Here is a 26,908-nt window from a genome sequence, read left to right on the forward strand (position 1 = left end):
CCCTCTCCACCCGGGGGAGGGGCGCGGGTAGCCGCCATCGCGCGACATTGCCGCGATGCTGCGACAGCCGTGCGCGCTGCATATCCAGGCGCCTCGCCTCCACACGAGGCGCCTCCATCGCGTGGCCCGCAAGGCGGAAGGATCCGCAAGGCAGTCTGCCTTCGCGCCGACCCGCCCCCGCGCGCGGGCTCCGGACGCCAGGCGCGGGCAGTGACCGAAGTCGCCGATCACGCCGCACGCTCCGCGTCTGCGCCCGCGAACAGGGCATCGAGCGCACGCACCAGCTCCGGCGCGAACCGCCATGCCCGCAGCCCCGGTGCATCTTCGCGGCTCGCATCCAGTCCGCGGCAGAACAGGTAACGCGCGCCGCCGAAATCGCGGGCGTAGTCATACGCCTCGCCCAGGCGGAAGCGCAGCCAGCGATGCAGGGCGACGGTGTAGATCAGCGCCTGCAGGTCGTACTCGCTGTGCGCCATCGCCTCTTCGAGTTGGGCGGCGCCGTAGCCCGGCAGACGGTTGGTCTTGTAGTCGAGCACGTACCAGCGGCCGTCGTGCACGTAGGTCAGGTCGATCAGGCCCGTCATCAGGCCTTCGAGGCGGCGGCGCAGGCCGAAGCCGCTGCGCGCGGCAGACACCCCATGCGCGTGCAGCAGTTCGAGCAAGCCGTCCACGCGGGTGGGCGCGAGCGCGAACTGGAACTCGATCTCCGGCCTGCGCTGCTCGCCCGGCACATCCGCCAGGCGCACGCCTTCGGGCAGGCGCACGGTCAGCGTCTGCCCGACCAGCGGGGTCAGGACGTCCAGACCGTCGTCGAGCTCCTCACCGGTGTAGCCGGCTGCGCGCAGGCGCTCGACCATGATCACGGTCTCCGACGCGGGGACCGCGGCGCCCGGCGTCCAGTTGGACCACGCGGCGAAATCGCTGCGCTCGAGCACGTCGTGCAGCACCACGCCGAAGCGTGCACCGGCGAAACGGGGATCGAAGGCACCGGCATCGGGCGCGAGGTCGCGCGTGGTTGCGGGTTCGTCCTGACCGCCGGGCGCGGGCTGGGTCGATGCGCTCGATGGGTCATGGCCGGCGTCGGCACCCGCCAGCTGGGTGAAGCTGTACACCCACCAGTCGCTGGCCAGGCTGCGCGCGCTGCTGCGCGCCGGCGGGACGTCTGCGTCGGTCTCGGGTGCGAGCCACGGCAGGGTGTCGGGCGGCAGGCTGCGGTCGACATGCAGGGCATCGCCGAGCACGGACTGCAGCGCCTCGGGCGTGTCGATCATCCGCGCGATCGCGGCCTTGTCGTGGCCGTAGAACTCGCCGCCGGCGGTCCACAGCGCATGCCGCGCGCGGGTCAGGCCGACATAGAGCAGGCGCGCATCCTCGGCGCGCTGCGCGGTGCCCCAGCGCGTCTTCGCATCGTCCCATCCGGAGCTCTTCTGCAGCAGTCTCCAGTGCAGCACGCGGCCGTCGTCGCCGGGCACGCTGACATGGCGGCCGGCATCGCGCGGCTTGCCACCGATGCCGGCGAACGGCAGGAACACCAGTGGATATTCAAGGCCCTTGCTCTTGTGCAGGGTGACCACCTGCACGCGGCGCGCGTCCGACTCCAGGCGCAGCAGCTGGCTGTCGTCGTCGCTGCTCGCCCCGGCGATCGCGCGTGCCAGCCAGTCGACCAGGCCGTGCAGGCCCAGCGCATGCGCCTGCGCTTCCTGCAGCAGCTCCGCCAGCTGCAGGTAGTTGGTCAGGCGGCGCTCGCCGTCGAGCAGGCCGAGCAGGCGGCCGGCATGCTCGGCGCACAGCGCGGTGACCAGGGCCAGCGGGCCGCCACGCTGCAGGCGGTCACGCCAGCCCAGCGCGGTGAGCTGCCATGCACGTAGCGCGGCGCCGTCCTCGTCGAGCGCGGCGATGCACGCGGCGTCCTCGCCGACCAGTACCGTCGACAGCGCCATGCGCAGGCGGCCATCGTCGGCGCCGTGCAGCAGGGCGAGCAGCAAGGCATGCACGTCGCGCGCCTCGGGCGTGGCGAACAGGCTCTGCTTGCCGGCTGCGACCGCGGGAATGCCAACCTGGGCCAGTGCGCCGCGGATGCGGGTGGCCTCGGCGTGGCTGCGCACCAGCACCGCGATGTCGCCGGGTTGCACGGGGCGGCCTTCGATCGTCGCGCGACCATTGCGGGCATCGGACAGCACCGCATGGATCGCGGCTACGCAGGCCTGCGTGGCGAGTTCGCGCGAGCGCGTGGCGCTGTGCGGTTTCTGCTTGCCCTTGGCGTCCACCGCGTCCGACGGCGGTGCCTGCCACAGGGTCAGCGCGGGGGCGGGCAGGCCGCCGCGCAGGAAGTCCGTGTCCTGCCGCACGCCGCCGGGCGTCACTTCAAAGAATGCGATGCGCGGATCGACGAAGGGCGGGACGACCTTGTCCGGCGCCGCGTCGTGTGCGCGCTGCGCCTGCCCATACAGCGCCGCGATCGCGCGCAGCACGCCGGGCCGCGAACGGAAGTTCGATGCCAGAGGGGGCGCGGCTTGCGCGGTGCTGCGCGCGTCCAGATAGGTTTCGACATCGCCGCCGCGGAAGCCGTAGATCGCCTGCTTGGGATCGCCGATGACGAACAGCGCCGGCGTCTGGCCGTGCAGACGGTCGCTGGCGGCGCCGAACGTGCGGTCGAAGATCCGCCACTGGCGCGCGTCGGTGTCCTGGAATTCGTCGACCAGTGCCACCGCGTACTGCGCGCGCAGCTTCGCGACCAGGGCGTCGGCCTGCGGGCCCTCGACTGCGTCGGCCACGCGGTCGATCAGATCGTCATAGGTCTGCAGGCGCTGCTGCTGCTTGAACCGGGCGACGCGGCTGCGGGCGTCGTCACGCAGCCGGTGCAGCAGTTCCACGCGGCGCGCATCCTGGAACCGGGCGACATCGTCCAGCGCGTCGATGTAGGCAGGAACCGCGTCGCAGATCGACGAGTCCGGCGTGCGCCCGGCGCCGGACTTGCTGGTGCGGGCCTGCAGCGTGTCGCGGGCGAGGTTGGCGAGCTTGGCGTGCGAGAACGGCGCGGCATCGTCGCAGGCATCGCACCAGCTGCGCAGCGCATCGAACAGCGCGCCGATCCACTCGGCGCGGTAGCTGCCGCCGTGCAGCACCTTGCCCTCGATCGCCGCCAGCAGCGCCGCGCGGAAGTCGTCGCCCTGGGCGATCACTGCCTCGCGCAGGGCGGCGCCCGCCCGGCGCAGGCGCGGCGCCGGATCATCGGGCAGCTCCGCCAGCGCCGGGCGCAGCACGCGCTCGCGCACCAGTGGCGAGAGGTCGCCGGCCAACGCGGTGTGCCCGCCCGGCCACAGACCGAGCAGATCGTCGGCCGCGTCGGCCTCGGCGCCATGCGCGCGCCACAGGTCGGCGGCGATCGCCTCGCGCAGCGTGGTGTCGTCGGCCATCAGCTCGGGCGCATCGAAGCCCTGGCCCGATTCCAGCGCATGGTCGCGCAGCACCCGCGCGCAGAAGCCGTGGATGGTGAAGATCGCCGCGAGGTCGATCTCGTCGGCCGCCGCGCGCAGGCGTCGTTGCAGTGCCGCGGCCGATTCGCTGCCCTGTTCGAGATGCGCGGCGATCACCGCGCGCGTCAGCGTGGCTTCCGGCGTTGCGTCGGCGTCGGCGGCAGCGCCAACGAGATCCGCCGCCAGCACCAGTCGCGCCCGGATGCGGCTGCGCAGTTCCTGGGTCGCAGCTTCGGTGAACGTCACCGCGAGGATCTGCCCGATGCGCAGGCCGCGCTCGACGACCAGACGCACCACCAGCGTCGCCAGGGTGAAGGTCTTGCCGGTACCGGCCGAGGCCTCGATCGCGCGCACGCCATCGAGCGGCAGGCTCAGGTAGGGATCGGCGGTCACGGTCATTCGTCGTCTTCCATGTCGAGACCGGCGGCGATCGCACGCAGCGCGTCGAGATCGGTACCGTCGTAGCGCTGCCCCGCGGCGACGGCGAGGTAGACCGTCATCGTCTGCTCGACGAACGCGATCCGGGTGGCCTCGTCGCTGAAGGGATCGCGACCACGCAGTGCGAGGCGCAGAGCCTCGCCGCCGCCCTCGCTCCAGCCGCGGTCGCTGCCGCGCCAGGTCCTGGCCGCGGCTTCGAGGCCCTTTTCCAGTGTCGCTGCGCTGTAGAGCGCCCAGCCGCTGGCGGGGGCGAACACCAGCGGCGCGCGCAGGCCGTGCGCGCGCAAGCCCACCAGCTGCGACAGCGCGCCGCGTGCCTCCTCTTTCGCCATGCGCCGGCGCAGGTGCGGTCCGACACCGAGCTCGCTGTCGTCGTGGAACTGCACCATCGGCACGTCGATGCCGGCCGCTTCCGCCAGCAGCCAGTCCAGCCCGTTGCGGATCGTCGAGCCCCCGTTGGGCGCATCGAAGCGCAGGCGGACGATGCCGTGGGGATATGCATCACCGAGGCGGCCGTGCAGGCGCAGCGCGCCCTGGCCGGGCACGTCGAGATCGATCTCCAGTCGCGGCGCGTCCGCCTGCGCGTCGCCGCGCCAGTCACGGAACGCGGTGACATAGGGATCCACCTCCCCGCGCACCGCTTCGAGCGTGCGGCGTCCGAGCGGCCCCGACGGCAGCAGGCCGCGCGCGCGCAGCAGCGCCTGTGTGGTCGCATCGTCGTCACCGCGCAGGCCGGCCTCGAAGACCGCGCGCTGCAGGCGTTGCTTCTCCAGCCCGCGGCCCGGCGCGAGCAGCGGCTCGATGTCGCCATCGGGCGCCTCCACCTCGGCCAGCCGCAGGCCCAGGCGTTGGCGCAGGAAGGCCTCCGCCGGCGCCTGGAAAAAGCGCCGCAGCGTGTCCAGCGACAGGCTGTCTTCGGCTGCCAGCGGCGACAGCGGCGCGCCATCGAACCAGGGGGCCAGCGGATGCCGGCGCTGCGTCGGCGTCGAAGCGGCCGGCCACCAGGCGCGGCGATAGGAGAAGCGGCGCGGCTCGTCCCCCGCGCCGAACGCGGCCGGGGCGAAGGCCTGCAGCGGATGCCGCACGACCAGCGCCTCGGCCGCGCCGGCATCGGGCGCGTGCTGCGCGTCGGCCGCGGCCAGCAGTTCGGTGACCAGCACCGAGGGCTCGCGCGCGCTGCCGTCGCGCGGGTCCGCGCCCTGGAAACTCACGTAGAACACGTCCTGCGCGGCGGCGAACAGCTGGAGGAACAGGAAGCGGTCGTCGTCGCGGGTGGAGCGGTCGCCGACGCGCCGGTGCGCGCTGCCGAGCTCGGCGGTCAGGCGGTTGAGGCCGGCGGCCGGATCGCGGCGCGGGAAGTCGCCATCGTTCATGCCCAGCAGGCAGATCGCGCGGAACGGCAGCAGGCGCATCGGCACCATGCGGCCGACGCTGATGCCGCCGGTCAGCAGCGGCGCACGCGTGTCGGCCTCGCCCAGCACGCCGGCGAAATGCGCGCGCACCGCTTCCGGCGGCACCGGCGCGTCGAATCCGGCGCGCCGTGCATCGCTGGCGAATGCGTCGATCAGCGTGCGCAGGCGGTCGAGCGCGCGCTGCGTGGCGGGCGCGCCCGGGGTGCGCGGCAGCAGCGCGTCGAGCAGTTCCAGCAGGCGCGTGCGCCAGGCGTCGGGCGTCAGCGCTTCGCCAAGATCGCGTGCGCTGCGCGCGAGCACGCGCAGCAGCCGCACCAGCGTGTCGAGCGCGTCGAGCGCACTGCCTTCGAGATCCGGCAATGGGGCGACCGGCTGCCCGCTGGTGGCGTGGATCGGCGCTTCGCTGCCACTGGCGTGGCCGAGCAGCAGGCGGTCGAGTGCGAACGCCCAGGTGTAGGCGTCGTCGGCCGGCGCGTCGAAGCGCGCGCGGTGCGCGGCATCCAGACCCCATCGCGCCCCGGCCGCGCCGAGCCAGGCGTGCAGGCGGTCGAAGGCCGCGGCATCGAGTCCGGCCGCTTCGGCCAGCGGCGGACTCGCCAGCAGGTCGAGGGTTTCGTTGAGCCCGAAGCGTGCGACCGGCAGGGCCAGCAGCCGCACGAAGACCTCGGCCAGCGGTTCGCCTGCCAGCGGGCTGGCGTCTGCCAGCGCGTAGGGCAGTGCCTGCCCGCCAGCGCCGTCGTCGCCCCCGCGGCCGCCGAACACCGCGTCGAGATATGGAATGTAGGGATCGATGTCCGGCGCCAGCACCGCGACCTCGCGCGGCTGCAGCGGCGGATCGAACCGGCGGCCCTGCGGCGAGTCCGGATCGAACATCGCCTGCAGCTGGTCGTGCAGCACCTGCAGTTCGCGCAGGCGGGTGTGGCAGGCGTGCACCTGCAGGCTGGCATCGCTGCGGTCGACGGCCGCGCGCAGCGGCGCGCCCGACGACGCGCGGCGGTGGAAGAGGTCGGATTGCAGCCGCTGCAACAGGCCGCCCTGCGGGCCGCGGGTGTCGGGATCGACATGCGCGGCGATCTCGCCGGCCGGATGCACCACTTCGTAGCTGCCGAGCACGGCCATGAAGTCGCGCCCGGCCGCGCCCCAGGCCTGCAGCAGCGGGTTCTCCGGCGGCAGGTCGGCCGACTCGCCGGGCCGCGCGCGCTGCAGATCGCCCCAGTACTCGCGCGTGGGCGAGGGCACGTAGAAGTGCAGCGTGCCCACGCGCGCCTGGGTGGCCAGCACGCGCAGCACGTCGGGCGAGACGTTGAGCGTGGCGAACGCGAACAGCCGCGCCGGCAGGCCCAGCGGCAAGGGCGCGCCGGCAGCTTCGAAACGGTCCAGGTAGCCCTGGATGCGCCGCGCGCGGTGCATGCGCTGCCGCGACACGCGGCGCCACAGCAGCGCCTGCGGATCGTCGGCGTCGGCGCCGCCTTCCCAACGCAGCAGCCAGTCGCGGCGCCAGGCCTGGTACTTCTCGAACACTCCGGCCAGTTCCCCGGCAAGCGCCCATGCGCGCAAGGGGTCATCGCTGCCGACGTGCGCCGACAAGGCGCCGAGCGCGGGTTGGGCCATGAAGCCGGGATCGCGCAGGGCGGCATAGAGGTGCCAGCGCAGTGTCGCGGCGTCGAGCTCCTCGTCGCCCGGCTGTCCGGGCATCGGATTGGCGTCCAGCGCCCGGCGCACGAATTCGCCGGGGGTCAGGAATTCGAGGTTGGCCGCCACGCCGTGCGCCGCGGCGAGGGTCGCCTGCAGCCAACGGCGCATCGCCACCTGCGGGATCAGCACGATGTCCGGCGCCAGCAGCGACTGCCCGGGCGCGGGGCTGCGCAGTTCGGCGGCCATCAGGCCGGCGAGCACGTCCAGTGCGTTGGAGTGATAGAGGCGGAAGTCGCCGACTGGCAGTGCTTGCATCCGGCAATTGTGCCCGAGCGCATCTCAGCGGCTGCGACCCGGCGGCCCGCCCGGTGCCACGTCCAGGCGTCTACGGCGGGAAACCGGGCGTTGCCACGGTGCCGCCCTCGCTGCCCGGGCGGGCCCGGTTCAACGTTTGTCGGCGGCACTGAATGCAGTCGCGGGTGCCGTTTCGCCGCGTGAGGGGCCGGGCAACGTGTGCCAGCCGTGCTCGTAGGCCAGCGTGCCCCACAGCGCATGCATCGTGGCGTCGCGCACCAGGCCGGGTGGCGCGGAGTCACGCGGCAGCAGGGTGCCGTCGGCGCTGCGCGAGAAGATCAGGGCCGGCTGCGACGGTTGCAGCACCACCATCGCGTCGTCGGTCATGTAGGCGAAGTTCTGGTCGTACTGCATCAAGGCGCGGCCCGGGCCCTGGGCGCGGGTGAGGTCGGCACCGATCATCGGCGTGGGATCGGCGATCCCGACCAGCGAAAGCAGTGTCGGGCCGAGATCGATCTGCGAGACCAGACGCCCGTCGCGTTGCGGCGCGAGCCCGGGGGCGATGATGAGCCCGGGAATGTGGAAGTTGTCGACCGGTACCAGGGTGCGGCCGAACGCCCGCGAGTCGTGGTCGGCAACGATCAGGAACACCGTGTCGTCGCGATAGGGCGACGCCATCGCCCGGTCCATGAAGCGACCGAGCGCGTAGTCGGCGTACTTGGCGGCGTTGTTGCGCGTGGCCTTCTGCGCATCGTGCAGCTGGATGCGGCCGTCTGGAAATTCGAAGGGGTCATGGTTGCTCGAGGTGAACACGAAGCCGAGGAAGGGCTTGCCTTCGGCCTGAAGCCGGGTGAATTCGGCATGGGCGCGATCGAACAGATCCTCGTCCGACACGCCCCATGAGCCCACGAATGCGGGCGCGACGTAGTCCTTGCGATCGATGACGCGCTTGAAGCCGTTGGCGAGCAGGAAGCCGCGCATGTTGTCGAAGTGACTTTCGCCGCCGTAGTAGAACGTGGTGTCGTAGCCGTGTCGGGCGAGCACGCTGGCCAGGGTGAAGAAGTGCCCCTGCGCACGCGGTCGTTTCACGGTCGCCTGCGAAGGCGTTGGCGTGTAGCCGCTGATCACCGCCTCGATGCCGCGCACCGAACGTGTGCCGGTCGCATAGAGCTGGTCGAACGCCCAGCCCTGCGTGGACAGGCGGTCGTAGTTCGGGGTCAGTGGCAGCCCACCGAGACTGCCGACGAACTGCGCGCCCAGGCTCTCCTCGAGCACGATGACCAGGTTGCGCGGCCGGCCCGTGTAGGCCGGCGCGCGGCCGACCAGCATCGGCGCGGACGTCGATGCCGCGCGTGTCGAGCCGGTGCGCTCGCGCATGTAGGCCGCCACCGCGGCATCCGGCGTGGCGATGTCGTAGAGCCGCGCGCCGGGGTCCTCGCGCAGCAGGTCGCGGACCGAGAACGCAACCGAGTAGAACGAGTTCAGCGGCAGTGTGTTGACCGTGGCGTCGCCGGAGAATGCCAGCAGCGCCGGGTTCATCGGTCGGTGCCCGAGCGTCGAGCGGATGCCCAGCGCCGACAGTGCGAGCACCAGCACCGCGAGGCCTGCGCGCAGCGTCCAGCTGCCGCCTGCGTCGGCGTTGCGTGCCATGGCGCGGTGGAGCAGGCGGTAGCCCAGCACGGCGGCGATCGCGGTCAGCGCCAGCGTCAGCAGGCTGCTGCCCAGATGGCCCTTGCCCAGCGTCGCGGCGACTTCCTGCGGATAGAGCAGGTATTCGACGAACACCCGGTTCGGCCGCAATCCGTACTCGTGCATGAAGGCCGGCGTGGCCAGCTCCAGTGCGAACGGCAGCACCAGCGCCAGCGTCAGCCAGGCGGCGAACAGCACGCGCACCGCGCCACGCACGCGCAGGCCCGCGGGCAGCAGCAGGTAAAGGCCCGCCGCCACGCCCAGGAACATGCACATCGTCGCCACGTCCACGCGCAGGCCTTGCAGCAGCACGGGCGTCCAGCCATCCGCTGCGCCCACCGCATCGGCATGCCACAGGGAGAGACCCAGGCGCGATGTGGACAGCAGCGCCAGCCCGACCACGAACACCAGCAGGAACGGCGTGAGCGCGGAGACTGCGCGCGGGACGGAGCGGGACATCGCGGGACTCCAGACGGACCACGCACGCCAGCCACGCGGACGATGGTGGCCTGCAGCAGGATGCGCGCGGAGATGTTGGAGAACTGTTGGAAAACCCGTGGCTCCCGGCGGCGGGAGTGCCTTGGTTAAGGTCCGCAATGGCGCTCCCACGGTTTTCCGAGGCAGTCGCAGCGAGTTCGCGACGTCCGGAACGTCGGCATCGGCCGGGCGCTCGAACCATGCGGACTCACGGGCGCAAATCGGGCGCACGGAATGCGCGGCCGAGCCCTGCGCACGCGGCACGCGTCAGCGCTACGCCCCGTGGCGATTTGAGGCGCCGTCGGCGCGCCGGCCGCTTCGCGTTTGCGCGCAGCGCGGCGGCCGTGGCCGCCTGAGGCCCATCGTCGTGGTGCGCTGTACTGCATCGTGTCCACCAACAAACGCGTTCTGGCATGCGCTGCAGATCGCGGGGCGGCACCCGGCGCGCAGCTCGCGTTCGGCGTGACGCTTGCCGCTCGGGAACAGGTGCCGGGGCCACCCGCCGCGCCTTCGCATCGCGCGCGCCCCGAAAGGCCAGACTGCCGCTGTCGCCGGCGACGCCGGCGCCGGGCGCGGCCGACCTGCGGCGCCTGTGCTCGGTGACCCTCATGACAGGAGCGCTCGCATGCAGCCCAAGCCATCCTTCGACTATCTCGCCCGCGCCAGGGCCTGGCTTGGTGGCAGGCGCCCGGAACTCGATCCGGCCACCCGCGAAATCGTGCAACGGGCAATCGACCGCGGGGTCACGTCCACGGATCCGGGCGAGCTGCTGGACAACGTTACGGTCGGCGAAGCGCTCGCGGACCGGGTGGCCGCGTTCGGCGGCTCGTGGACCTTCATCGCGCTGTTCGTCGGCGCGCTGGTCGCCTGGGTGGCGCTCAACACTGCCGCGCTGGGCAGCCATGCGATTGATCCGTTTCCCTACATCTTCCTCAATCTGATGCTGTCGATCATCGCCGCGCTGCAGGCGCCGGTGATCATGATGAGCCAGAACCGGCAGGCCTCGAAGGACCGGGAGATGGCGGGTTACGACTACGCGGTCAACCTGAAGGCCGAGCTCGAGATCATGGCGCTGCACGAGAAGATGGACGCGATGCGCAGCGACCAGATCATGCTGCTGCTCGCCCAGCAGCAGACCCAGCTCGATCTGCTGACGCGTCTGGTCGAACGGGCCAGTGAGGGCGCAGGGGATGCGGGTGGCGGTGTGTCGGACGCGCCGCCGCAGTCCTCCGTGCCCTGAACCGGCATGTCAACCTGCGATCAGGTCGGTACAGGCGACGCGACCGGATCCGTATGGCGTGATGTATTAGGGCAAGACCCGGAATCAGCAACCGACCGCGACAGCGTGTCCAGGAGAACGCATTACGTACAGGTTTCGTTCGAGCAGACAGAACTCGAGTTTGAAACGCTTTGGAACGAGCGAATCCCGGCTGTCCACCTCGTGCTGGGCTGACAAAGTCGGGTGCGAGGTGCCGGTAAAGGCGAGCAATCGTCGCGAAGCCGTGCATCGGGCAGGTAGCGTCGCCACAGGAGCGAGGATGATCTTTCGCCATAGCTGAAGGCACTTTCTGCCCTCGTGGACGTTCCTGGTCCTTGGGCATTGGCCGCTTCTGGCCGGAAGCGGATGGGTGCGCGCGGCGACGCCAATCCGCTGTTATCAGCTTGAGCGTCTATCGGGAAAGCGCCAGATCGCGCGGGCCAATGCCACAGAAGATTCGGTGGCTTTCCGCTCTCGGCAGGCCCTGCTGCGAGTTCCGGTCTGGCCGGACACGAAGGGTTACGGTGCCTGCTTGCTGCTGTAGACCATATAGGCCGATCGCTGCGGGGCCGGCAACCGGGGGGGGGGGGGGGGCGCAGAGAGCGTCCCGAAAAGAACTTCAGACGGGTCGCGCCCAATATCAAGCCCGCCCCAGGGGGTTGCCCGGACCCCATTTTGTTGAGCCGCTGGAAGACACCAAAGCTCGACACGGACGTACAAATTTCGAGTCCTGGCGATACCGCTCCGGGATGCTCCAACCCGGTAGCGGGATAATTTCTGTACTCGCCAGTACAGCGACTGGGTTAAGATTCAGTTTGTTCCCGCCATTCTTTGCGGGTTTCGCGCGCCCGAAAACCGCGTGCGCCTTCCTGACCATTTGCGAGTCCGATGCCCGACGTCACCGCCCCTGCAGTGCTGCTGCGCGATGTCCGCCTCGACCGGGGCGGGCGCAGCGTGCTGTCGGGCATCGATCTGTCGGTGCCGCGCGGCAGCGTGACCGCCGTGCTGGGGCCGTCGGGCAGCGGCAAGTCGACGCTGCTCTCGGCGCTCACCGGTGAACTGGTGCCGGCCGCGGGCACGGTCGAGGTCTTCGGCCAACGCGTACCCACCCGCATGCGCGAGCTGCTGGAGCTGCGCAAGAGCATCGGCGTGCTGCTGCAGGGCAACGGCCTGCTGACCGATCTCACTGCAGGCGAGAATATCGCCCTGCCGCTGCGCATGCACACGAAGCTGCCCAAGCCGGTGATCGCGCGCCTGGTCGCGATGAAGCTGCAGGCCGTGGGCCTGCGCGCCGCCGGCGACCTCTATCCGCGCGAGCTGTCGGGCGGCATGGCACGCCGCGTGGCCTTGGCGCGCGCGCTGGCGCTGGACCCGCCGCTGATGATCTACGACGAGCCGCTGACGGGTCTGGACCCGATTGCCTCGGGAGTGATCATGAGCCTGATCGGCCGCCTCAACGCATCGCTGGGCCTGACGAGCATCATCGTCACCCATCACGTGCACGAGACCCTGCCGGTGGCCGACCACGCGATCGTGATCGCCAACGGCCGCATCGTCTTCCAGGGCACGCCGGCCGAACTCGAGGCCAGTGACGACGCACTCGTGCGCCAGTTCCTCCGCGGCGAGCCGGACGGGCCCATCGCATTCGACCGCGGCGATCTCGCCCCCATGGAGGCTGCCCGATGATCGCCGGGATCCGCGCGCTCGGCCGCGCCGGCCTGTTCTCGCTGTCGGTGTTCAGGGCATCGAAGCCGACCGCCGACTTCTTCGCCGAGCTGGTTCGCGAGATCTACAAGATCGGCGGCCGCAGCCTGCCGATCATCGCCGTCGGCGGCGCCTTCGTCGGCCTGTCGCTCACTCTGCTGGGTTACCGCGCGCTGGAGACCTATGGCGCCAGCAACCAGGTCAGCGTGCTGATCGGGCTTGGCCTGTACCGCGAGCTCGCCCCGGTGCTGACCGCGCTGCTGTTTGTTGGTCGCGCCGGCAGTTCGATCTCGGCCGAGCTCGGGCTGATGCGCGCCACCGACCAGATCACCGCGCTGGGCCTGATGGCGATCGATCCGGTGGCCAAGGTCGTCGCGCCGCGCTTCTGGGCTGCGGTGATCTGCGTGCCGCTGCTGACCGCGTTCTTCTGCAGCCTGGCGTTGTCGGCGAGCTGGTTCCAGGCGGTGCAGATCCTCGGCATCGACAGCGGCATGTTCTGGCAGGCGATGCAGGACGCGGTCGATTTCCGCGCCGATTTCCTGACCGCGTTCCTCAAGTCCGCGGTGTTCGGCGGCACGGCGGCGCTCGTTGCGTCCTACGTCGGCTTCCATGCCGAGCCGACGATCGAAGGCACCTCGGTCGCGACGACGCGCGCGGTGGTCAATGCCTCGCTGCTGGTGCTGATGTTCAATTTCGTGATGTCCGCCTTCCTGTTCCGCTGATGGCGGCCTGAGCGCGATCCCGTCCTTCCACCGCCGTCCCCGGCGGCCCGCTGCAAAGGTGACACCCATGACAAGCGCACGTGGTCCCCGTCTCGAGTTCGCCGTCGGCGCGTTCCTGTTGTTGGCGCTCGCCTCGCTGCTGGTGCTGGCGATCGCGTCGACCAACGGCCAGTTCGGCTTCAGCCGCGGCGGTACCTATCCGTTGACCGCCCGCTTCAGCAATCTGGGCCAGCTGCGTCCCAACGCCCCGGTCAAGGTGGGTGGGGTGACGATCGGGCGCGTGACCGGCATCGATCTTGATCCGGTGCGTTTCGATTCGATCGTGACGATGAAGATCGATGACCGCTTCAATGAAATTCCGGCCGATACCTCGGCGGCCATCCTTACCGGCGGACTGCTCGGCGAGAGCTACATCGGCCTGGCGGTCGGCGGGGATCTGGAAGTCCTGCAGCCGGGCGAGGAGATCGCGTTCACCTCGCCGGCGGTCGACCTGATGCAGATGGTCGGCAAATACATGTTCGGCGGTGGCGGCGGCGATGCCGATGCCGACGCCGCCACGCCCGCCTCCCCCGAGGCCGGCTTCGCGTCCCCGGACGCGCCCTCCAACGAAGGAGTCACCCCATGAACCGTATGCCCCTGATCCGTCGCGCCCTGTCGCTCGCGCTTGCGGCCAGCCTCGTGCTGCCCGCCGCTGCATTCGCGCAGCAGGCCCGCCCTGCCGCGCCCGCGGCAACCGCGCAGGCGGGTTCGCCGAGCCAGCTGGTGCTGGCCAATACCGAACGCGTGCTCAAGACGCTCGAATCGCGCCGCGCCGAGTTCACCCGTGACCGCAGCGCGCTGCAGAACTTCATCAACGGCGAATTCAACACCATGTTCGACCGCGACTATGCGGCGCGACAGGTGCTGGGCCGCCATGGCCGCGGCGCTTCGGAGGCCGACGTCAAGGTGTTCGGTGACGCGCTGGCCGAGAACCTGATGCGCAAGTACGGCTCGTCGCTGCTGGACTTCAATACCCAGCTGCGCGTGCGCGTGAAGTCCGAAGCCCCGCTGCCGCGCGGCTTGGGCGTGCGCGTGTCGAGCGAGCTGCTGCGCAGCGGTGGCGAGCCGATCCCGGTCGACTACCTGATGCGCCAGAGCGGCGGCACCTGGAAGGTGTTCGACGTGATGGTGGAAGGCGTGTCGTTCGTGCGCACGTTCCGCGAGCAGTTCGATTCGCAGCTGCAGCGCAAGTCCATTCCCGAAGTCGCACGCGAATTGCGTACCGGCCAGATCCAGGTGAGCGCCGAGTAATGGCCGGGGCCGCGGGCTCGGTCCGGCGCGACGGCGATGCGCTGGTGTTCGCCGGCGCGATCGACGCCGCTTCGGTCCCGGCGCTGTGGTCGCAGGCCCAGGCCTGCCGGGCCGGCGCCGCGCGGCTGGACCTGGGGGCGGTGACCGCGCTCGACAGCGCCGGTCTCGCCCTGCTGGCCGAGCTCGCCGGCGACGGCGCGCTGGCGGTCGACGGCACCCCGCCGGGCCTGGCGGAACTGTGCCGCGCCTACCGCCTGACGCCCACGCTCGCCTTCGTATCGGCGTAACCACGCCGACCGGCCCACTCCACGGAAACCCGACGATGTCGCCCCCAGTTCCGTTCCGCCTTCTGGCTTCGCTGGTCGTGTCGGCCATGCTCGCCGCCTGCGCAGGTACCGGCGCCCCGCGCGATCGGGTGCCGTCGCCGGTTGCGACTGCCACCGCCGCGCCCGATGCCCTGGCATCGGACACCGCGCCCGGCGTTGCCGACAGCGGCGTGCCCGACGTGGCGCCCGCGCCCGATTCGGTAGTCGTCGTCGAGGTCGAGGACGAGGTCGCGGCCACAGCCGGCGAGGCCGCGCCCGCAGCCGATACGCCCACCGACGCCGAGCTCGATTACGCGGCCCTGTACGGCGAATCGGTCTACGACCCGGTCTACGATCCCACCCTGCCCGAAGCGGCGCAGATGCCGCGCATCTACGACCCGTGGGAGCCGTTGAACCGGCGGGTGTTCGCCTTCAACAGTGCTGTCGACCGGGGCTTCGCCAAGCCGCTGGCCAAGGTCTATGCACGGGTCGTGCCGCGGCCGGTGCGGCTCGGCGTCACCAACTTCTTCAGTAATCTCGGCCAGCCGGTCAGTGCCCTGAACGCATTGCTGCAGGGCAGGCCGGTTGCCGCCGGCCAGTCGCTCGGCCGCTTCCTGCTCAACAGCACGCTGGGGATCGGCGGCATCTTCGATCCGGCGACGGATGCGGACATTCCCAACCAGAGCGCCGATTTCGGCCAGACCATGGGCGTCTGGGGCTGGCGCAATTCGCGTTATCTGGAACTGCCGCTGTTCGGCCCGCGCACGCTGCGCGATGGTTTCGGCCTGATCGGGGATGCGCCGCTGTCGCCCTTGCGCCAGGTCGGCGAGGACCAGGTGCGATTCGGCCTGCAAGGCCTGCAGCTGGTGGATCTGCGGACCCGCCTGTTCGCCGTCGACAGCATGCGCGAAGGCGCGGTGGACGAGTACACACTGATCCGCGATGCCTGGATGCAGCGTCGCGCCTACCAGATCGAATCTGCGCGCCGCGGCCGTGCGGACGAGGAGGCCGGCCTGCCGGACTATCTCTACGAGGACGATGTGATGCCGACAGTGCCGGTCGACGTGATGCCGGTGGTACCGCTGTCGCCGACACCGTGAGGCGCCACGGAAGCTGATCGGATCGGAGAGCCCCGCGGAAGCGGGGCTTTCTGCTGTCGGGGGTCGCGCGAGCAGGGGTGGAGACATCGCGAGGTCCGCGCCCGATCACCGCGTGCAGGCAGGACGGCGGTGCGCGTGCCGCCGCTGGCAGCGCCCATGCCCGGCTGCGTCTTGCCGCCCGCGCGTCCTGCGACGAAAGTCCCCGCACGCAGTTGCAGCGCGACCCGTCAGTCGCCCGCGAGTGCAGCCTCCACCGCCGCGCGCAGGCGCGGATCGTCCGCCGTGACATCGGGCGCGAAGCGGCCCACCACGCGGCCGTTCCGGTCGATCAGGAACTTCTCGAAATTCCACAGCACGCCCGGCGCCGGATTCGGCGTGCCGAAGGCGCGCAGCTTCTCGCGCATCGGGCCTTCGCCGGTCGCTTCGGGCTGCGCGTGCGTCAGCGCCTCGAACAGCGGGTGGATTGCCGCGCCGGTCACCGCGATCTTGGAGAACAGGGGAAAACTGACGTCGTAATTGAGGCTGCAGAACTGCCGGATCTCGTCGTCAGTGCCCGGCTCCTGGCCGGCGAAGTCATTGGCGGGGAAGCCGAGCACCTCGAATCCCGCCTCGCGTTTTTCGCGGTACAGCGCTTCCAGGCCCGCGTACTGCGGGGTCAGCCCGCACTTCGACGCGACGTTGACCACCAGCAGCACCTTGCCGGCGTAGGCGGCGAGGGTGGTGGTCTCGCCGTTGATGGTCCTGAGCGGAATGTCGGTCAGCGGTGCGGTCATGGCGTCGCTCCCACGGGAGGAGCGGTGATGGTAACGGGACGCCGCGAACGTTCCGTTTCGCACAGCGACGCCCCGCGGATCATCGGACCTGACGAGGCGTGCTGGGCCGGCCGGCGCGTCCGGTCCGCCGGCGCAGCGGTGGCGTGGACCGTTCAGGCGGGTGAGGTCTCGTCGTCGTCCTCACCGGCCACATCGTCGAGCGCCTCGCCCAGCAAGGCCTGCGCATCCGGGCCCGGCAGCGTTTCCACGCCGCGCAGGCGTCGCTCGATCGTGCGCGTCTTGCGGCTGGCTTCGCCGAGGCTCTTGCCCACGGTGCTGATCTGCTTCTCGGCCTTCTCGAGAATGCCGGCGAACTTGCCGAACTCGCTCTTCACCGCGCCCAGCACCTGCCAGACCTCGCTCGATCGCTGCTCGATCGCCAGCGTGCGGAAGCCCATCTGCAGGCTGTTGAGCAGGGCGTTGAACGTGGTTGGCCCGGCCAGCACCACGCGATGCTCGCGCTGCAGCAGATCGGCCAGGCCCGCGCGCCGGATGACTTCCGCGTACAGGCCTTCGGTGGGCAGGAACATCACCGCGAAGTCGGTCGTATGCGGCGGACAGACGTATTTTTCGCAGATCGATTTCGCCTGCACGCGGATCGCGCGTTCGAGCTGGGCCCCCGAGGTCTTGACCGCGTCGACGTCGCCCTTCTCCTGCGCATCGATCAACCGCTCGTAATCCTCGCGCGGGAACTTCGCATCGACCGGCAGCCACACCACCGCCTCGGCACTGCCGCGGCCGGGCAGGCGAATCGCGAAGTCGACCGCCTCGGTGCTGTCGGGCTTGACCCGCACCGAGCGTCCGTACTGCTCCATCGTCAGCGTCTGTTCGAGGATGTTTTCCAGCTGCACCTCGCCCCAGCCGCCGCGATCCTTGACGTTGCTCAGCACGCGCTTGAGGTCGCCCACGCCGGTCGCCAGCTGCTGCATTTCGCCCAGGCCGCGCTGCACCTGTTCCAGGCGCTCGGAGACGATCTTGAACGACGCGTCCAGGCGCGTGTTGAGCGTGGTCTGCAGCTTCTCGTCGACGGTCGCGCGCATCTGGTCGAGCTTGGCGGCGTTGTCGGCCTGCAGGCGCTGCAGCTGCTGTTCGAGCGTCGCGCGCATCTCGCCAATGCGCTGTTCGTTGCGCTGGGTGAGCTCGTTGAGACGTGCGCCGAGCGCATCGGCGAAGCGCTGCTGCTGCTCCGAACTTTCCGTGCGGCTCTTGCGCGCATCCTCGGTCAGCGCCGCGCGCAGCACGCCCAGGCGCTCGTCGGTGGTGCGCGTGAACGCATCGAGCCGCGCGTCGGTGCGCGTGGTGAACTCGTCCAGGCGCTGATCGGTGCGCGCGGCCACCGCCTGCAGCTGCGCGCCGAACGCATCGATGCGCTGCATCTGCGATGCGGCCGAGGCATCGAGCTGCTGGCGCAGCTCGCCGCGGCCCTCGCGTTGCTCCTCGCGCAGGGCGCGTTCGAGCGCGTCGCCGCCCTGGTCGGGGCGGCGCAGCAACAGGATGACCAGCAGCGCCGTGGCGGCGACTGCGACCAGCAGGATCAGGACGAGCAATGCGAGTGTGGAATTCATGGGTCGATTCTAGCGGTCGCCGTCTCATCGGCTGCGCCTGGCGTGCGCGCGTGATCGCGACATGGCCTAGGCTTGCGCGCCAACCGATACGAGCAGGCCATGTCCGACCTACCCGCACTTCCGCCGCTGGCGCCTGGGCGTTACCGCCACTACAAGGGCCGGGACTACGAGGTCATCGGCGTGGCGCGCCACAGCGAGACGCTCGAGCCCGTCGTCGTCTACCGGCCGCTGTACGGGGAGGGCGCGCTGTGGGTGCGGCCACATGCGATGTTCGTGGGGACTGTCGATGTCGACGGTGTCGAGGCGCCGCGCTTCGCCCGGCTCGAAGAGGCGGTGTAGGGCATCGGCACGCAGCGCGATGACCGGTTTGCGTCCGCCAAAGCCGCAAGCGACGCTCAATACAGGCGCAAAGCCAGCTCGCGCGTTGCGTCGTTTCCGGCGGCATCGCGGACCACCGCGCGCAGCACGTAATCGCCAGCCGACAGCGTCGCCGGATCCCACAGCGACGGTTCCAGGCGCCCGTCGCGCACCAGGTTGTTGATCGCGTAGCGGAACCGCGTGCGCGAGGCGCCATGCACGGTGATGCCGCTGTCGCCGGCATAGGCGATGCGGACGGCCTCGCGGTGCGGCGGCATGCGATCGAAATCGATGGTCATGCGCGGCGCCTCGAACCCGGGCAGCGGCGTGCCGTCGGCCTGCAGGAGCTGATAGCCCAGCGCGTGCAGCCCGAGGCGCCGGCGCGGCAGGTTGCCGTCCACCTGGTCCCAGGCTTCGACGACGATCTGCACGCCGCCACCGTCGCGCGGCACGCGCAGGCGCCCGTCCTCGCGGGTGGTCAAGGGCTGGTCGAAGGCCTCGAGCAGGGCCAGATCGTCGATGCGGGGCGCCACGGTGTCGACGAAGTTGCGGAAGCCCAGGCCCACCGCATTGCGCTGGTAACCCCATGGTCCGACGGCCAGATGCACGTGCGCCTGGGCGTTGATGGTGCCGATCGCGTCGCCGGCGCGCAGGTGTGTCCCGCGTGCGATGCGCACGCGCAGCGGTCGGCCGTCCTCGCCTTCGATCAGCTGGAAGCGCGGATCGAGCGCTTCACCGCGCGGCGTTCGACCCACGCGCATGTGCATGTAGGTCAGGTCATCGATTTCCATGTGTTCGGCCTGGTCGCCGAACGCGGCCGCCGCGTAGGGGTTGGTGATCTTGGCATCGGCGATTGTCAGCACCGGTGCGCCGACATCGCCGCGCACGTCGAAGCCGGCGTGCAGATGGCTGCGCGATTCCCCGCGGAAATTGCCGCGCACCTCGCCGAGCGTGCCGACCACTTCGTGCCAGCCGTCCTGCGGCGCCAGCGGCCAGCGGCCGCGGGTGTCGGGCAGGGCGGCATCCGGAGCCGGGCCCACGGCGGCGTTGTCGAGGTTCTGTTTCGCGCCGTCGGGCCGCACCTGCACGATGCGGTGCACGCGGCGCGCCGCCGCATCGGCGACCCACAGCCGGCCATGGCGGTCGAAGGCGAGGCCCGCAGGGCGCGCAAGCCGCTGGGCCATGTCGCGACCGGTCAGCACGTGCGCCCGGCCGTCGGGCGTGATCTGCAGCACGCGGCCGCGCGCAAGCTCACTGAGGTAGAGGCGGTCCTGCGCATCGATCGCGATCGAGACCGGTGCCGTCGGCGCCGCGTCCGCGTCGCTGCCAAGCAGCGCCAGCGTCGTGGTGCTGCCATCGGGCGCCACCCGTCGCAGCGCATGGTTGCCGGTGTCGGCCACCCACAGCGCGCCGTCCCTGCCTGCCGCGATGCCGCCCGGCGTATCGAAGCGGGCCTGCCCGCCGGCACCGTCGAAGAAGCCAGGGCGACCATCGCCGGCCAGCGTGCGTACCGCGCCGGCCTCGATCACCCGGATGCGGTCGTTGAAGCTGTCGGTGACGTACACGCGGCCCGCCGCGTCCACCGCCACGCCGATCGGCGCATGGAAGCGTGCCTGCGCGGCCGGGCCATCGGCGAAGCCGGCCCCGCCGCCGCCGGCGAGCGTCGTCACGGTGCCGTCCGGGGCGACCCGGCGGATCGCGTGATTGCCGGTGTCGGCGACATACAGCGCGCCGCTTGCATCGATGGCCAGGCCCGACGGCGTATGGAAGCGTGCATCCGCGCCGATGCCGTCCTCGAAGCCTTCGAGGGCGCCGGCGAGGGTGTCGACACGGCCATCGGGGTGCAGGCGGCGAATGCGGTTCGAGGCGCCGCCATCGGCCACGAAGACCGTACCGTCCGCGGCGACGGCGATGCCGAAGGGATCGTCGAAACGCGCCGTCGATCGCATGCCATCGCGCATGCCGCGGTGGCCATCGCCGGCGGCAAGCTCGATACGCGCCGGAAGTCCCGCCGGCGGTGGCCCCGGCTCGGGGCGCTCGGGGCTGCGCCATTCCAGCGCGACGCTTGCGGCCAGGGCGAGCGCCGTCAGTGCGGCGACCGCCCACAGCGCCCGGCGCGTGCCGGGCCGCGCCCGCCGCCTCACGCGGTCAGTCGACCACGCGGCAGAACACCGCCTTGAGGTAGCGCGATTCCTGCACGTGCGCCATGAACGGATGGTCGGGACCGGCGCCCGATACCTTGAGGATCTGGATCGTGCGGTTGGCGTAGAACGCCGCGCGCCGCAGCATGTCCAGGAACTGCTCCTCGCTGACCAGGCCCGTGCACGAGAACGTGGCCAGCAGCCCGCCCGGCTTGACCACGCCGAGCGCGAGCTTGTTCATGTCGAGGTATTTCTTCAGCGCCGGAATCACCTGCTCGCGGTCGCGGGTCATCTTGGCCGGGTCGAGGACGACGACGTCGTAGGCATCGCCCGCGTTCGATGCATCGCGCAGCCACGGGAAGATGTCCGCCTGCACGAATTTGATGCGCACATCGTTGAGCTTCGCGTTGCCCTTGGCGATCTCGATCACGTCCTCGTCGATGTCGATGCCGACGACTTCGCTGGCGCCGCGCACCGCCGCGTACACGCCGAAGCCGCCGGTGTTGCAGCACAGATCGAGCACGCGGCGGCCCTCGACATGGCGGCTCAGCCATTCGCGGTTCTCGCGCTGGTCGGCGAAGAAACCCGTCTTGTGCGCGCCGGCCGGATCGGCGCGGAAGCGCACGCCGTATTCGGTGATGATCGCCGGCTCGGCAGGCACGCTGCCGCGGTAGTCGAAGCTCTCCTGCTTCTGCACGTGCTCGTCGGCGAAGCTGTGGAAACGGCAGCCGGGGAACTGTTCGGTCAGCGCCTCGTAGATCCATTCGCGGTGGCGGAACATGCCGGCGCTGAAGAACTCCACGACCAGCAGGTCGCCATAGCGGTCCACCACCAGGCCCGACAGGCCGTCGCCTTCGCTGTGCACGACGCGCCAGGCATCGGAGACGTCGTCGAGCTTGAGCACCTCGCGCCGCAGCGACACCGCCTCGGCGATCTTGCGCGAGAACCAGCCCGCATCCACCGGCACGTCCGGATGCGTCTCGAGGATGCGCACGGCGATGCGCGAATGGCCGTTGTAGAAACCGCGGCCGATCCACTCGCCTTCGACGCCGATCACGTCGACGATGCTGCCCGGCTTGGGTCGCTGGGCGGGCTTTTCGACGAGACGCTGGAAGATCCACGGATGGCTGGAGCGCCAGGCGTTTTTCAGCCGGACGACGGGATAGGAAGTCTGCATGCCGGGAATTCTACGGGCTCGCCGACGATGGCGCCCGCAGTGGCGCGCGGGCGCGAGACGGGCCGCGCGAGGAACACGCGCAGCGACTGGTCGGCAGGGCTCGCTGCGGAAGCCCGTCCCGGCTTGCAACGGGGGGATCCGTCGCCATGCTGGTGGCATGCATCTCGACAGCCCCGACGACATCCCCGACTCCCATGCCCAGCGCGCACGCGACCGGCGGCTTCTGACCCGCGCGCTCAAGGCCAGCGTGGGCTTCGTGCTGCTGCTGGTCATCGTGTTCGGCGTGCAGGGCATGCTCGACTGGCGTCCGCTGGCGGTACGTCCCGGCGAATGGAGCGGCCTGCTCGGGCTGCTGACCGCGCCGTTGCTGCACGGCTCTCCAGAGCACCTGATCGCCAACGCGAGCGCGCTGCTGGTGCTCGGCTCGCTGGCGCTGGTGGTCTATCCCAGGGCGACCCTGCGCGGCCTGCCGCTGATGTGGCTCGGTTCCGGACTGGGCGCGTGGCTGATGGGGGCGCCGGGTTCCTACCATCTCGGTGCCAGCGGCGTGACCCACGGCCTGATGTTCCTGGTGTTCGTGCTCGGCCTGCTACGGCGCGACCGCCCCGCGATCGCCGCCGGGATGATCGCCTTCCTGTTCTACGGCGGCATGCTGCTGACGGTCCTGCCGCAGGAGCCCGGCGTGTCCTGGCAGTCGCATATGGGCGGCGCCATCGGCGGCATTCTGGCCGCGTTCTGGTTCCGCCATGCCGATCCCGTCCCGCCGCGCCGGCGCTACAGCTGGGAAATCGAGGAAGAGCAGGCCGCCCGCGCCGAACTCGAACGCCGCGAAACCTTCGAACCGCCCGCGCCCCATGACGTGCCGGTGCTGTGGGAACGGCCCGAGCCCCCGCGTGGCGTGGTGTTGCACTTTCCGGACCGGCGCGGCGCGCGCGGGGACGAACGCTGATCCTGCGATCGCGGGCTTTCGCCTGGGCACCCGGCTGCGCTGGGATCGAACCGCAAAATCCCGCCGTGTGTCTGTCGATGCCGGACTCCATGCACTACATTGGTGCAATGGCCGACGAAACCCCGCCCCCGCATGTCTTCGATGCACTGACCACGCCGCTGGTCTGGGCCGCGGCGGACGGGCGTATCCGTGCCTGCAACCTCGCCTTCGCGCGGTGGCTCGGCGTGGGCCGCAAGCGGCTGCTCGACCAGCCGCTGGCAGCGCTGGAGGTCGACGGCGAAGTGCTGCGACAGGCGTTGCGCACGCCCGGCGATCCCAGCGACGGGGCGATCCGGGTGCGCCGGCTGGCCCTGGCCTTTCTCGGCGGCGAGCCGCGTTTTGCCGATGCCTGGCTGTCGCGCGAGGCTGATGGTGGCCTGCTGCTCGAAGCCCATCCGGTCGACGAGTTCCCCGGCGCCGATCCCACGCAGGCGATGCCGCTGGCGCTGTCGGCGGCGCTGCGTGGCCTGGCGCACGAGCTGCGCAACCCGCTGGCGGGGCTCAAGGGCGCGGCGCAGCTGCTGGCGCGTCGCGTCGGCGATGGCGAATCGGGCGAACTGGTGGCGCTGATCGACAGCGAGGTCGCGCGGCTGGGCACGCTGGTCGACCAGCTGCTGTCGCCGCGTGCGCCCACGCCGCATCGCGCGCTCAATATCCATGGGGTGCTGGAACAGGTGCTGCGACTGGCCGAGGCCGATGCCGGCTGGGCGGTGCGCATGGTCCGCGATTACGACCCCAGCCTGCCGGAATTGCTCGGCGATCCCGATCGGCTCACCCAGGCCATCTGGAATCTCGTGCGCAACGCGATCCAGGCCGGCGCCGCCAACATCACCCTGCGCACCCGCGCCGCGCTCGGCGTGCGCCTCGGCGACGAGGTGCACGCGATGGTGCTGCGCCTGGAGGTCGTCGACGACGGCCGCGGCGTGCCGGAGAACATCGTCGAACAGATCTTCCTGCCGCTGGTGTCCGGGCGCGCGGATGGCAGCGGTCTGGGGCTCGCGCTTGCCCAGCAGGTCGCACGCGAGCATCGCGGCGCGCTGGTCTACCGCTCGCGCGCCGGGCACACGGTGTTCACCCTGCAGGTGCCGTTCCCGGACGACGATGCTTCGGGCGATCCCCAATACAGCGAAACCACCGCGCCGGAGGCGCCTGTCGCATGAGCCTGCCCGCAGCGCGTATCTGGGTGGTCGACGACGACCGTTCCGTGCGCTTCGTCCTGTCCACTGCGCTGAGCGAGGCCGGCTACGACGTCTCGGGCTTCGACAGCGCGCAGGCGGTGCACGAGGCGCTGGCCCAGCGGCCGCCGCCCGCATTGCTGTTCACCGATGTGCGCATGCCGGGCGATTCCGGGCTGCAGCTGCTCGAGGCGCTCAAGCACGGGTATCCGCAGCTGCCGGTCGTGGTGATGTCGGCCTATACCGACGTTGCCAGCACCGCCGGCGCATTCCGTGGCGGCGCCCAGGAGTTCCTCTCCAAGCCCTTCGATCTCGATGAGGCCGTGGCCCTGGCCGCGCGCGTGCTCGGCGACCACGACAGCGCACAGGAGCCCGAACCCGCGCCGGGCGGCGATGCCGATGCTGATGCAGACGCGCTGGTCGGCGATACCGCGCAGATGCGCCAGCTGTTCCGCGCGATCGGGCGCCTTGCGCAGGCGCCGGTGTCGGTGCTGGTCACCGGCGAGACCGGCACCGGCAAGGAACTGGTGGCGCGCGCGCTGCACCGCGAATCGCCGCGCGCGCGCCGTCCGTTCGTGGCACTCAATACCGCGGCGATCCCCGCCGATCTGCTGGAAAGCGAGCTGTTCGGCCACGAGGCCGGCGCGTTCACCGGGGCCTCGCGACGGTACGTGGGGCGCTTCGAACAGGCCGATGGCGGCACCCTGTTTCTCGACGAGATCGGCGACATGCCGGCCTCTTTGCAGACGCGCCTGCTGCGCGTCCTGGCCGAGGACGAGTTCTTCCGGGTCGGCGGGCGTGAGCTGATCCGCGTTGACGTGCGGGTGATCGCCGCGACCCACCAGGACCTCGAGCGCCTGGTCGCCGAAGGCCGTTTCCGCGCCGACCTGCTGCATCGCCTCGACGTCGTGCGCCTGCGCCTGCCGCCGCTGCGCGAGCGCCGCGAGGATGTGGGCCAGCTTGCCGAGCGCTTCCTGCAGGCTGCCGCCGTGAAGCTCGACGCGCCGCCCAAGCGCCTCGGCCGCGCCGCGCTGCAGCGGCTGCGCACGCACGACTGGCCGGGCAACGTGCGCGAGCTGCAGAACCTGTGCTGGCGTCTGGCCGCGCTGGCGCCGGCCGATCTGGTCACGCCGCAGGATCTCGACGGCCTGTTGACCGCGCCCGGCAGCGCCCCGGCCGCCGACGCCGGCAGCCAGGCCGCCGACGACTGGGAGCGCCCGCTGCGCGCCTGGGCCGATGCCCGACTGCGGGCTGGCGACGACGACATCCATGCGCAGGCGCGCGACCGGCTCGATCGCGCCCTGCTCGAAACCGCGCTGGTCCACACCGGTGGCCGCCGCGCCGAAGCCGCGAGCCGGCTCGGGGTCGGCCGCAACACCCTGACCCGCAAGCTCGGCGCGCGCGGGCAGCGCGGTTGAGGATCCTTTCATCGATGCGCCCAAGGCGCGGGCTAAGGTGACCGCCATGAATCGCCTCTCCCGACTCCAGATCCTTGCCACCACAGCAGCCGGCGTCCTGGCGGGCTGCGCCAGCGCCCCCCGGCCGGCGCAGCCGCCTGCGCCCGCGGCGCCCGCCACCATCGCCGCTACGGGCACCGCCCAGGGCGCGATCGCCAATCTCGCGTCGGCGTCGGGTTCGCTGGTCAGCGGGCGGCTCGTGCTGTCGCCCGACGCCGGCGGCGTGCGCGTGCGTGGCGAGATCGGTGGCCTGGTCCGCAACGGCACCCACAACGTGCGCCTGCATGCGCGCGGCGACTGCAGCGCGGTCGACGCGAGCAGCGCAGGTCCCGAATTCGATGCTCGGGCCGGCGCACCCTCGCGTCAGCCCGATTCCGGCGATCGCGGCCGCGTGATCGCCAATGCGAACGGCGTCGCCACGCTCGATCTGCTGCTGCCCGGCGCGGTACTCGGCGGTGGCGCCGCGAACGACATCGTCGGCCGTTCCCTGCTGGTGCTGGGCGCGACGCCGGGCGCGATCAGTGCGCGCGTCGCCTGTGGCACGGTGCAGCCGCGCTGAACCGATCACATGGTTCCAACCCGGGGAAGCGGATGCTGGCGCGCGTCCATATTTCCACGCGGCCACTGCCGCACCCAGTTTCCAGATCGAGGAGAACACCGATGCACAAGTCCCGTTTCCTGCTGCCGATCCCGGCCGCGCTGGCCCTTGCGCTGGCCGCCTGCGGCGGCGCCGATCGCAGCGCCGATGACAGCGACAATGCAGCGGCGCAGGCGGATCGCGCTGCGGATACGACCGGCACCACGCCGGGCGACAGCGCCGCGACGACGGTCGCGATCGTCGCGCTGCAGCCGACCCAGGGCAACCAGACCGCCGGCGAACTGCGCTTCACGCCCGGCAATGGCCGCGTCGACGTCACCGGGACCGTGACCGGCCTCCCTCCCGGCGGCACCCATGGCTTCCATGTGCATGAGAACGGCGACTGCAGCGCACCCGACGCGAGCAGCGCCGGTGGCCACTTCAATCCCGCCGGCAGCGCCCATGGCCGCGTCGGGCATGGCGACCACCATGCCGGCGACAGCGACAACATCAGCGCAGGTGCCGACGGCACCGCGCAGGTCGTGGGCTGGCTCGAAGGCGTGACACTCGGCGATGGCGCCGTGACCGACATCGTCGGCAAGGCGGTGATCGTCCACAAGGACGCCGACGACTACACCACCCAGCCGACCGGCAATGCCGGCGACCGCCTGGCCTGCGGCGTGATCAAGGCCAACTGAGCCTCGCGCCAGTGGGAGTGTCCGCCGGCAGCGGGACACTCCCTTCTTGTTTGCGGATAAGCGCCGCGCCGACGCGTTCCACGCGCAGGACTGCAGCCCGCATCGGGCACTGCCCGGGCATCGGCCGGGTCCGCCGCAAGGCACTGGTTCCTGCTGCGTGC

The 26,908-nt window shown here is 70.9% G+C and carries 20 protein-coding genes; 13 read left to right on the top strand and 7 right to left on the bottom strand.

What is annotated here, in order from left to right; genetic code table 11:
• Positions 1 to 227: 227 nt before the first annotated feature.
• The 3 genes from CNR27_RS03160 to CNR27_RS03170 form a co-directional block, all read right to left on the bottom strand.
• Positions 228 to 3,875, bottom strand: coding sequence for a UvrD-helicase domain-containing protein (locus tag CNR27_RS03160; protein ID WP_096296900.1), 3,648 nt, complete (start codon positions 3,873 to 3,875; stop codon positions 228 to 230).
• Positions 3,872 to 7,276 carry an exodeoxyribonuclease V subunit gamma gene (recC, locus tag CNR27_RS03165; RefSeq protein ID WP_096296901.1) on the bottom strand — a complete coding sequence of 1,135 codons (3,405 nt, stop codon included), beginning with the start codon at positions 7,274 to 7,276 and terminating at the stop codon, positions 3,872 to 3,874. The genes CNR27_RS03160 and recC overlap by 4 nt, the downstream gene beginning before the upstream one ends.
• Positions 7,277 to 7,405: 129 nt before the next feature.
• Positions 7,406 to 9,403: an LTA synthase family protein gene (locus CNR27_RS03170; RefSeq protein ID WP_096296902.1), complete on the bottom strand. Its 1,998-nt coding sequence runs from the start codon at positions 9,401 to 9,403 to the stop codon at positions 7,406 to 7,408.
• 643 nt (positions 9,404 to 10,046) lie between these two features.
• On the opposite strand from CNR27_RS03170, the gene CNR27_RS03175 reads away from it, so the two are divergent.
• From CNR27_RS03175 to CNR27_RS03205, 7 genes are all read left to right on the top strand, one after another.
• Positions 10,047 to 10,661: a DUF1003 domain-containing protein gene (locus CNR27_RS03175; RefSeq protein ID WP_096296903.1), complete on the top strand. Its 615-nt coding sequence runs from the start codon at positions 10,047 to 10,049 to the stop codon at positions 10,659 to 10,661.
• A 906-nt stretch (positions 10,662 to 11,567) separates the two neighbouring features.
• Complete coding sequence (locus CNR27_RS03180) at positions 11,568 to 12,365, top strand: ABC transporter ATP-binding protein (protein WP_096296904.1); 798 nt, start codon at positions 11,568 to 11,570, stop codon at positions 12,363 to 12,365.
• Positions 12,362 to 13,105 (top strand): MlaE family lipid ABC transporter permease subunit, encoded by a 744-nt coding sequence (locus CNR27_RS03185; protein ID WP_096296905.1) that lies wholly within the window; start codon positions 12,362 to 12,364, stop codon positions 13,103 to 13,105. Before CNR27_RS03180 ends, CNR27_RS03185 begins: the two co-directional genes overlap by 4 nt.
• Positions 13,106 to 13,172: 67 nt before the next feature.
• Complete coding sequence (mlaD, locus tag CNR27_RS03190) at positions 13,173 to 13,730, top strand: outer membrane lipid asymmetry maintenance protein MlaD (protein ID WP_096296906.1); 558 nt, start codon at positions 13,173 to 13,175, stop codon at positions 13,728 to 13,730.
• Between the two features lie 14 nt (positions 13,731 to 13,744).
• A complete protein-coding gene (locus CNR27_RS03195) occupies positions 13,745 to 14,395 on the top strand; it encodes an MlaC/ttg2D family ABC transporter substrate-binding protein (RefSeq protein ID WP_425435504.1) in 651 nt (216 codons plus the stop codon).
• Positions 14,395 to 14,682, top strand: a complete 288-nt coding sequence (locus CNR27_RS03200; RefSeq protein ID WP_096296908.1) for an STAS domain-containing protein — start codon at positions 14,395 to 14,397, stop codon at positions 14,680 to 14,682. Before CNR27_RS03195 ends, CNR27_RS03200 begins: the two co-directional genes overlap by 1 nt.
• Positions 14,683 to 14,717: 35 nt before the next feature.
• The gene (locus CNR27_RS03205; protein WP_179948214.1) at positions 14,718 to 15,800 is read left to right on the top strand and encodes an MlaA family lipoprotein; all 1,083 of its coding nucleotides are present in this window, start codon (positions 14,718 to 14,720) and stop codon (positions 15,798 to 15,800) included.
• A gap of 227 nt (positions 15,801 to 16,027) precedes the next feature.
• Here CNR27_RS03205 and CNR27_RS03210 read toward each other — a convergent pair whose 3' ends face one another.
• On the bottom strand, positions 16,028 to 16,573 hold the full coding sequence (locus tag CNR27_RS03210; RefSeq protein WP_096296910.1) for a glutathione peroxidase: 546 nt from the start codon (positions 16,571 to 16,573) through the stop codon (positions 16,028 to 16,030).
• A 152-nt stretch (positions 16,574 to 16,725) separates the two neighbouring features.
• A complete protein-coding gene (locus tag CNR27_RS03215; RefSeq protein WP_096296911.1) occupies positions 16,726 to 18,177 on the bottom strand; it encodes a DNA recombination protein RmuC in 1,452 nt (483 codons plus the stop codon).
• Between the two features lie 99 nt (positions 18,178 to 18,276).
• Between CNR27_RS03215 and CNR27_RS03220 the strand changes: the two genes are divergently transcribed.
• Positions 18,277 to 18,516, top strand: a complete 240-nt coding sequence (locus CNR27_RS03220) for a DUF1653 domain-containing protein (RefSeq protein ID WP_096296912.1) — start codon at positions 18,277 to 18,279, stop codon at positions 18,514 to 18,516.
• Positions 18,517 to 18,572: 56 nt separating this feature from the next.
• Here CNR27_RS03220 and CNR27_RS03225 read toward each other — a convergent pair whose 3' ends face one another.
• Positions 18,573 to 20,495, bottom strand: a complete 1,923-nt coding sequence (locus CNR27_RS03225; RefSeq protein WP_096300221.1) for a virginiamycin B lyase family protein — start codon at positions 20,493 to 20,495, stop codon at positions 18,573 to 18,575.
• 187 nt (positions 20,496 to 20,682) lie between these two features.
• Positions 20,683 to 21,852, bottom strand: a complete 1,170-nt coding sequence (locus CNR27_RS03230) for a class I SAM-dependent rRNA methyltransferase (protein WP_096296913.1) — start codon at positions 21,850 to 21,852, stop codon at positions 20,683 to 20,685.
• A 157-nt stretch (positions 21,853 to 22,009) separates the two neighbouring features.
• Here CNR27_RS03230 and CNR27_RS03235 point away from each other — a divergent pair, with 157 nt between their 5' ends.
• From CNR27_RS03235 to CNR27_RS03255, 5 genes are all read left to right on the top strand, one after another.
• Positions 22,010 to 22,801, top strand: coding sequence for a rhomboid family intramembrane serine protease (locus tag CNR27_RS03235; protein ID WP_096296914.1), 792 nt, complete (start codon positions 22,010 to 22,012; stop codon positions 22,799 to 22,801).
• Between the two features lie 107 nt (positions 22,802 to 22,908).
• Positions 22,909 to 24,000, top strand: a complete 1,092-nt coding sequence (locus tag CNR27_RS03240; protein ID WP_096296915.1) for a two-component system sensor histidine kinase NtrB — start codon at positions 22,909 to 22,911, stop codon at positions 23,998 to 24,000.
• Positions 23,997 to 25,433, top strand: a complete 1,437-nt coding sequence (gene ntrC / locus CNR27_RS03245) for a nitrogen regulation protein NR(I) (RefSeq protein WP_096296916.1) — start codon at positions 23,997 to 23,999, stop codon at positions 25,431 to 25,433. Before CNR27_RS03240 ends, ntrC begins: the two co-directional genes overlap by 4 nt.
• 46 nt (positions 25,434 to 25,479) lie before the next feature.
• Entirely contained in the window at positions 25,480 to 26,031 is a 552-nt protein-coding gene (locus tag CNR27_RS03250; RefSeq protein WP_096296917.1) for a superoxide dismutase family protein, read from the top strand.
• 101 nt (positions 26,032 to 26,132) lie between these two features.
• Positions 26,133 to 26,747, top strand: coding sequence for a superoxide dismutase family protein (locus CNR27_RS03255; RefSeq protein ID WP_096296918.1), 615 nt, complete (start codon positions 26,133 to 26,135; stop codon positions 26,745 to 26,747).
• Positions 26,748 to 26,908 lie beyond the last annotated feature (161 nt).

It is taken from the genome of Luteimonas chenhongjianii, from assembly GCF_002327105.1.
GTDB lineage: Bacteria > Pseudomonadota > Gammaproteobacteria > Xanthomonadales > Xanthomonadaceae > Luteimonas > Luteimonas chenhongjianii.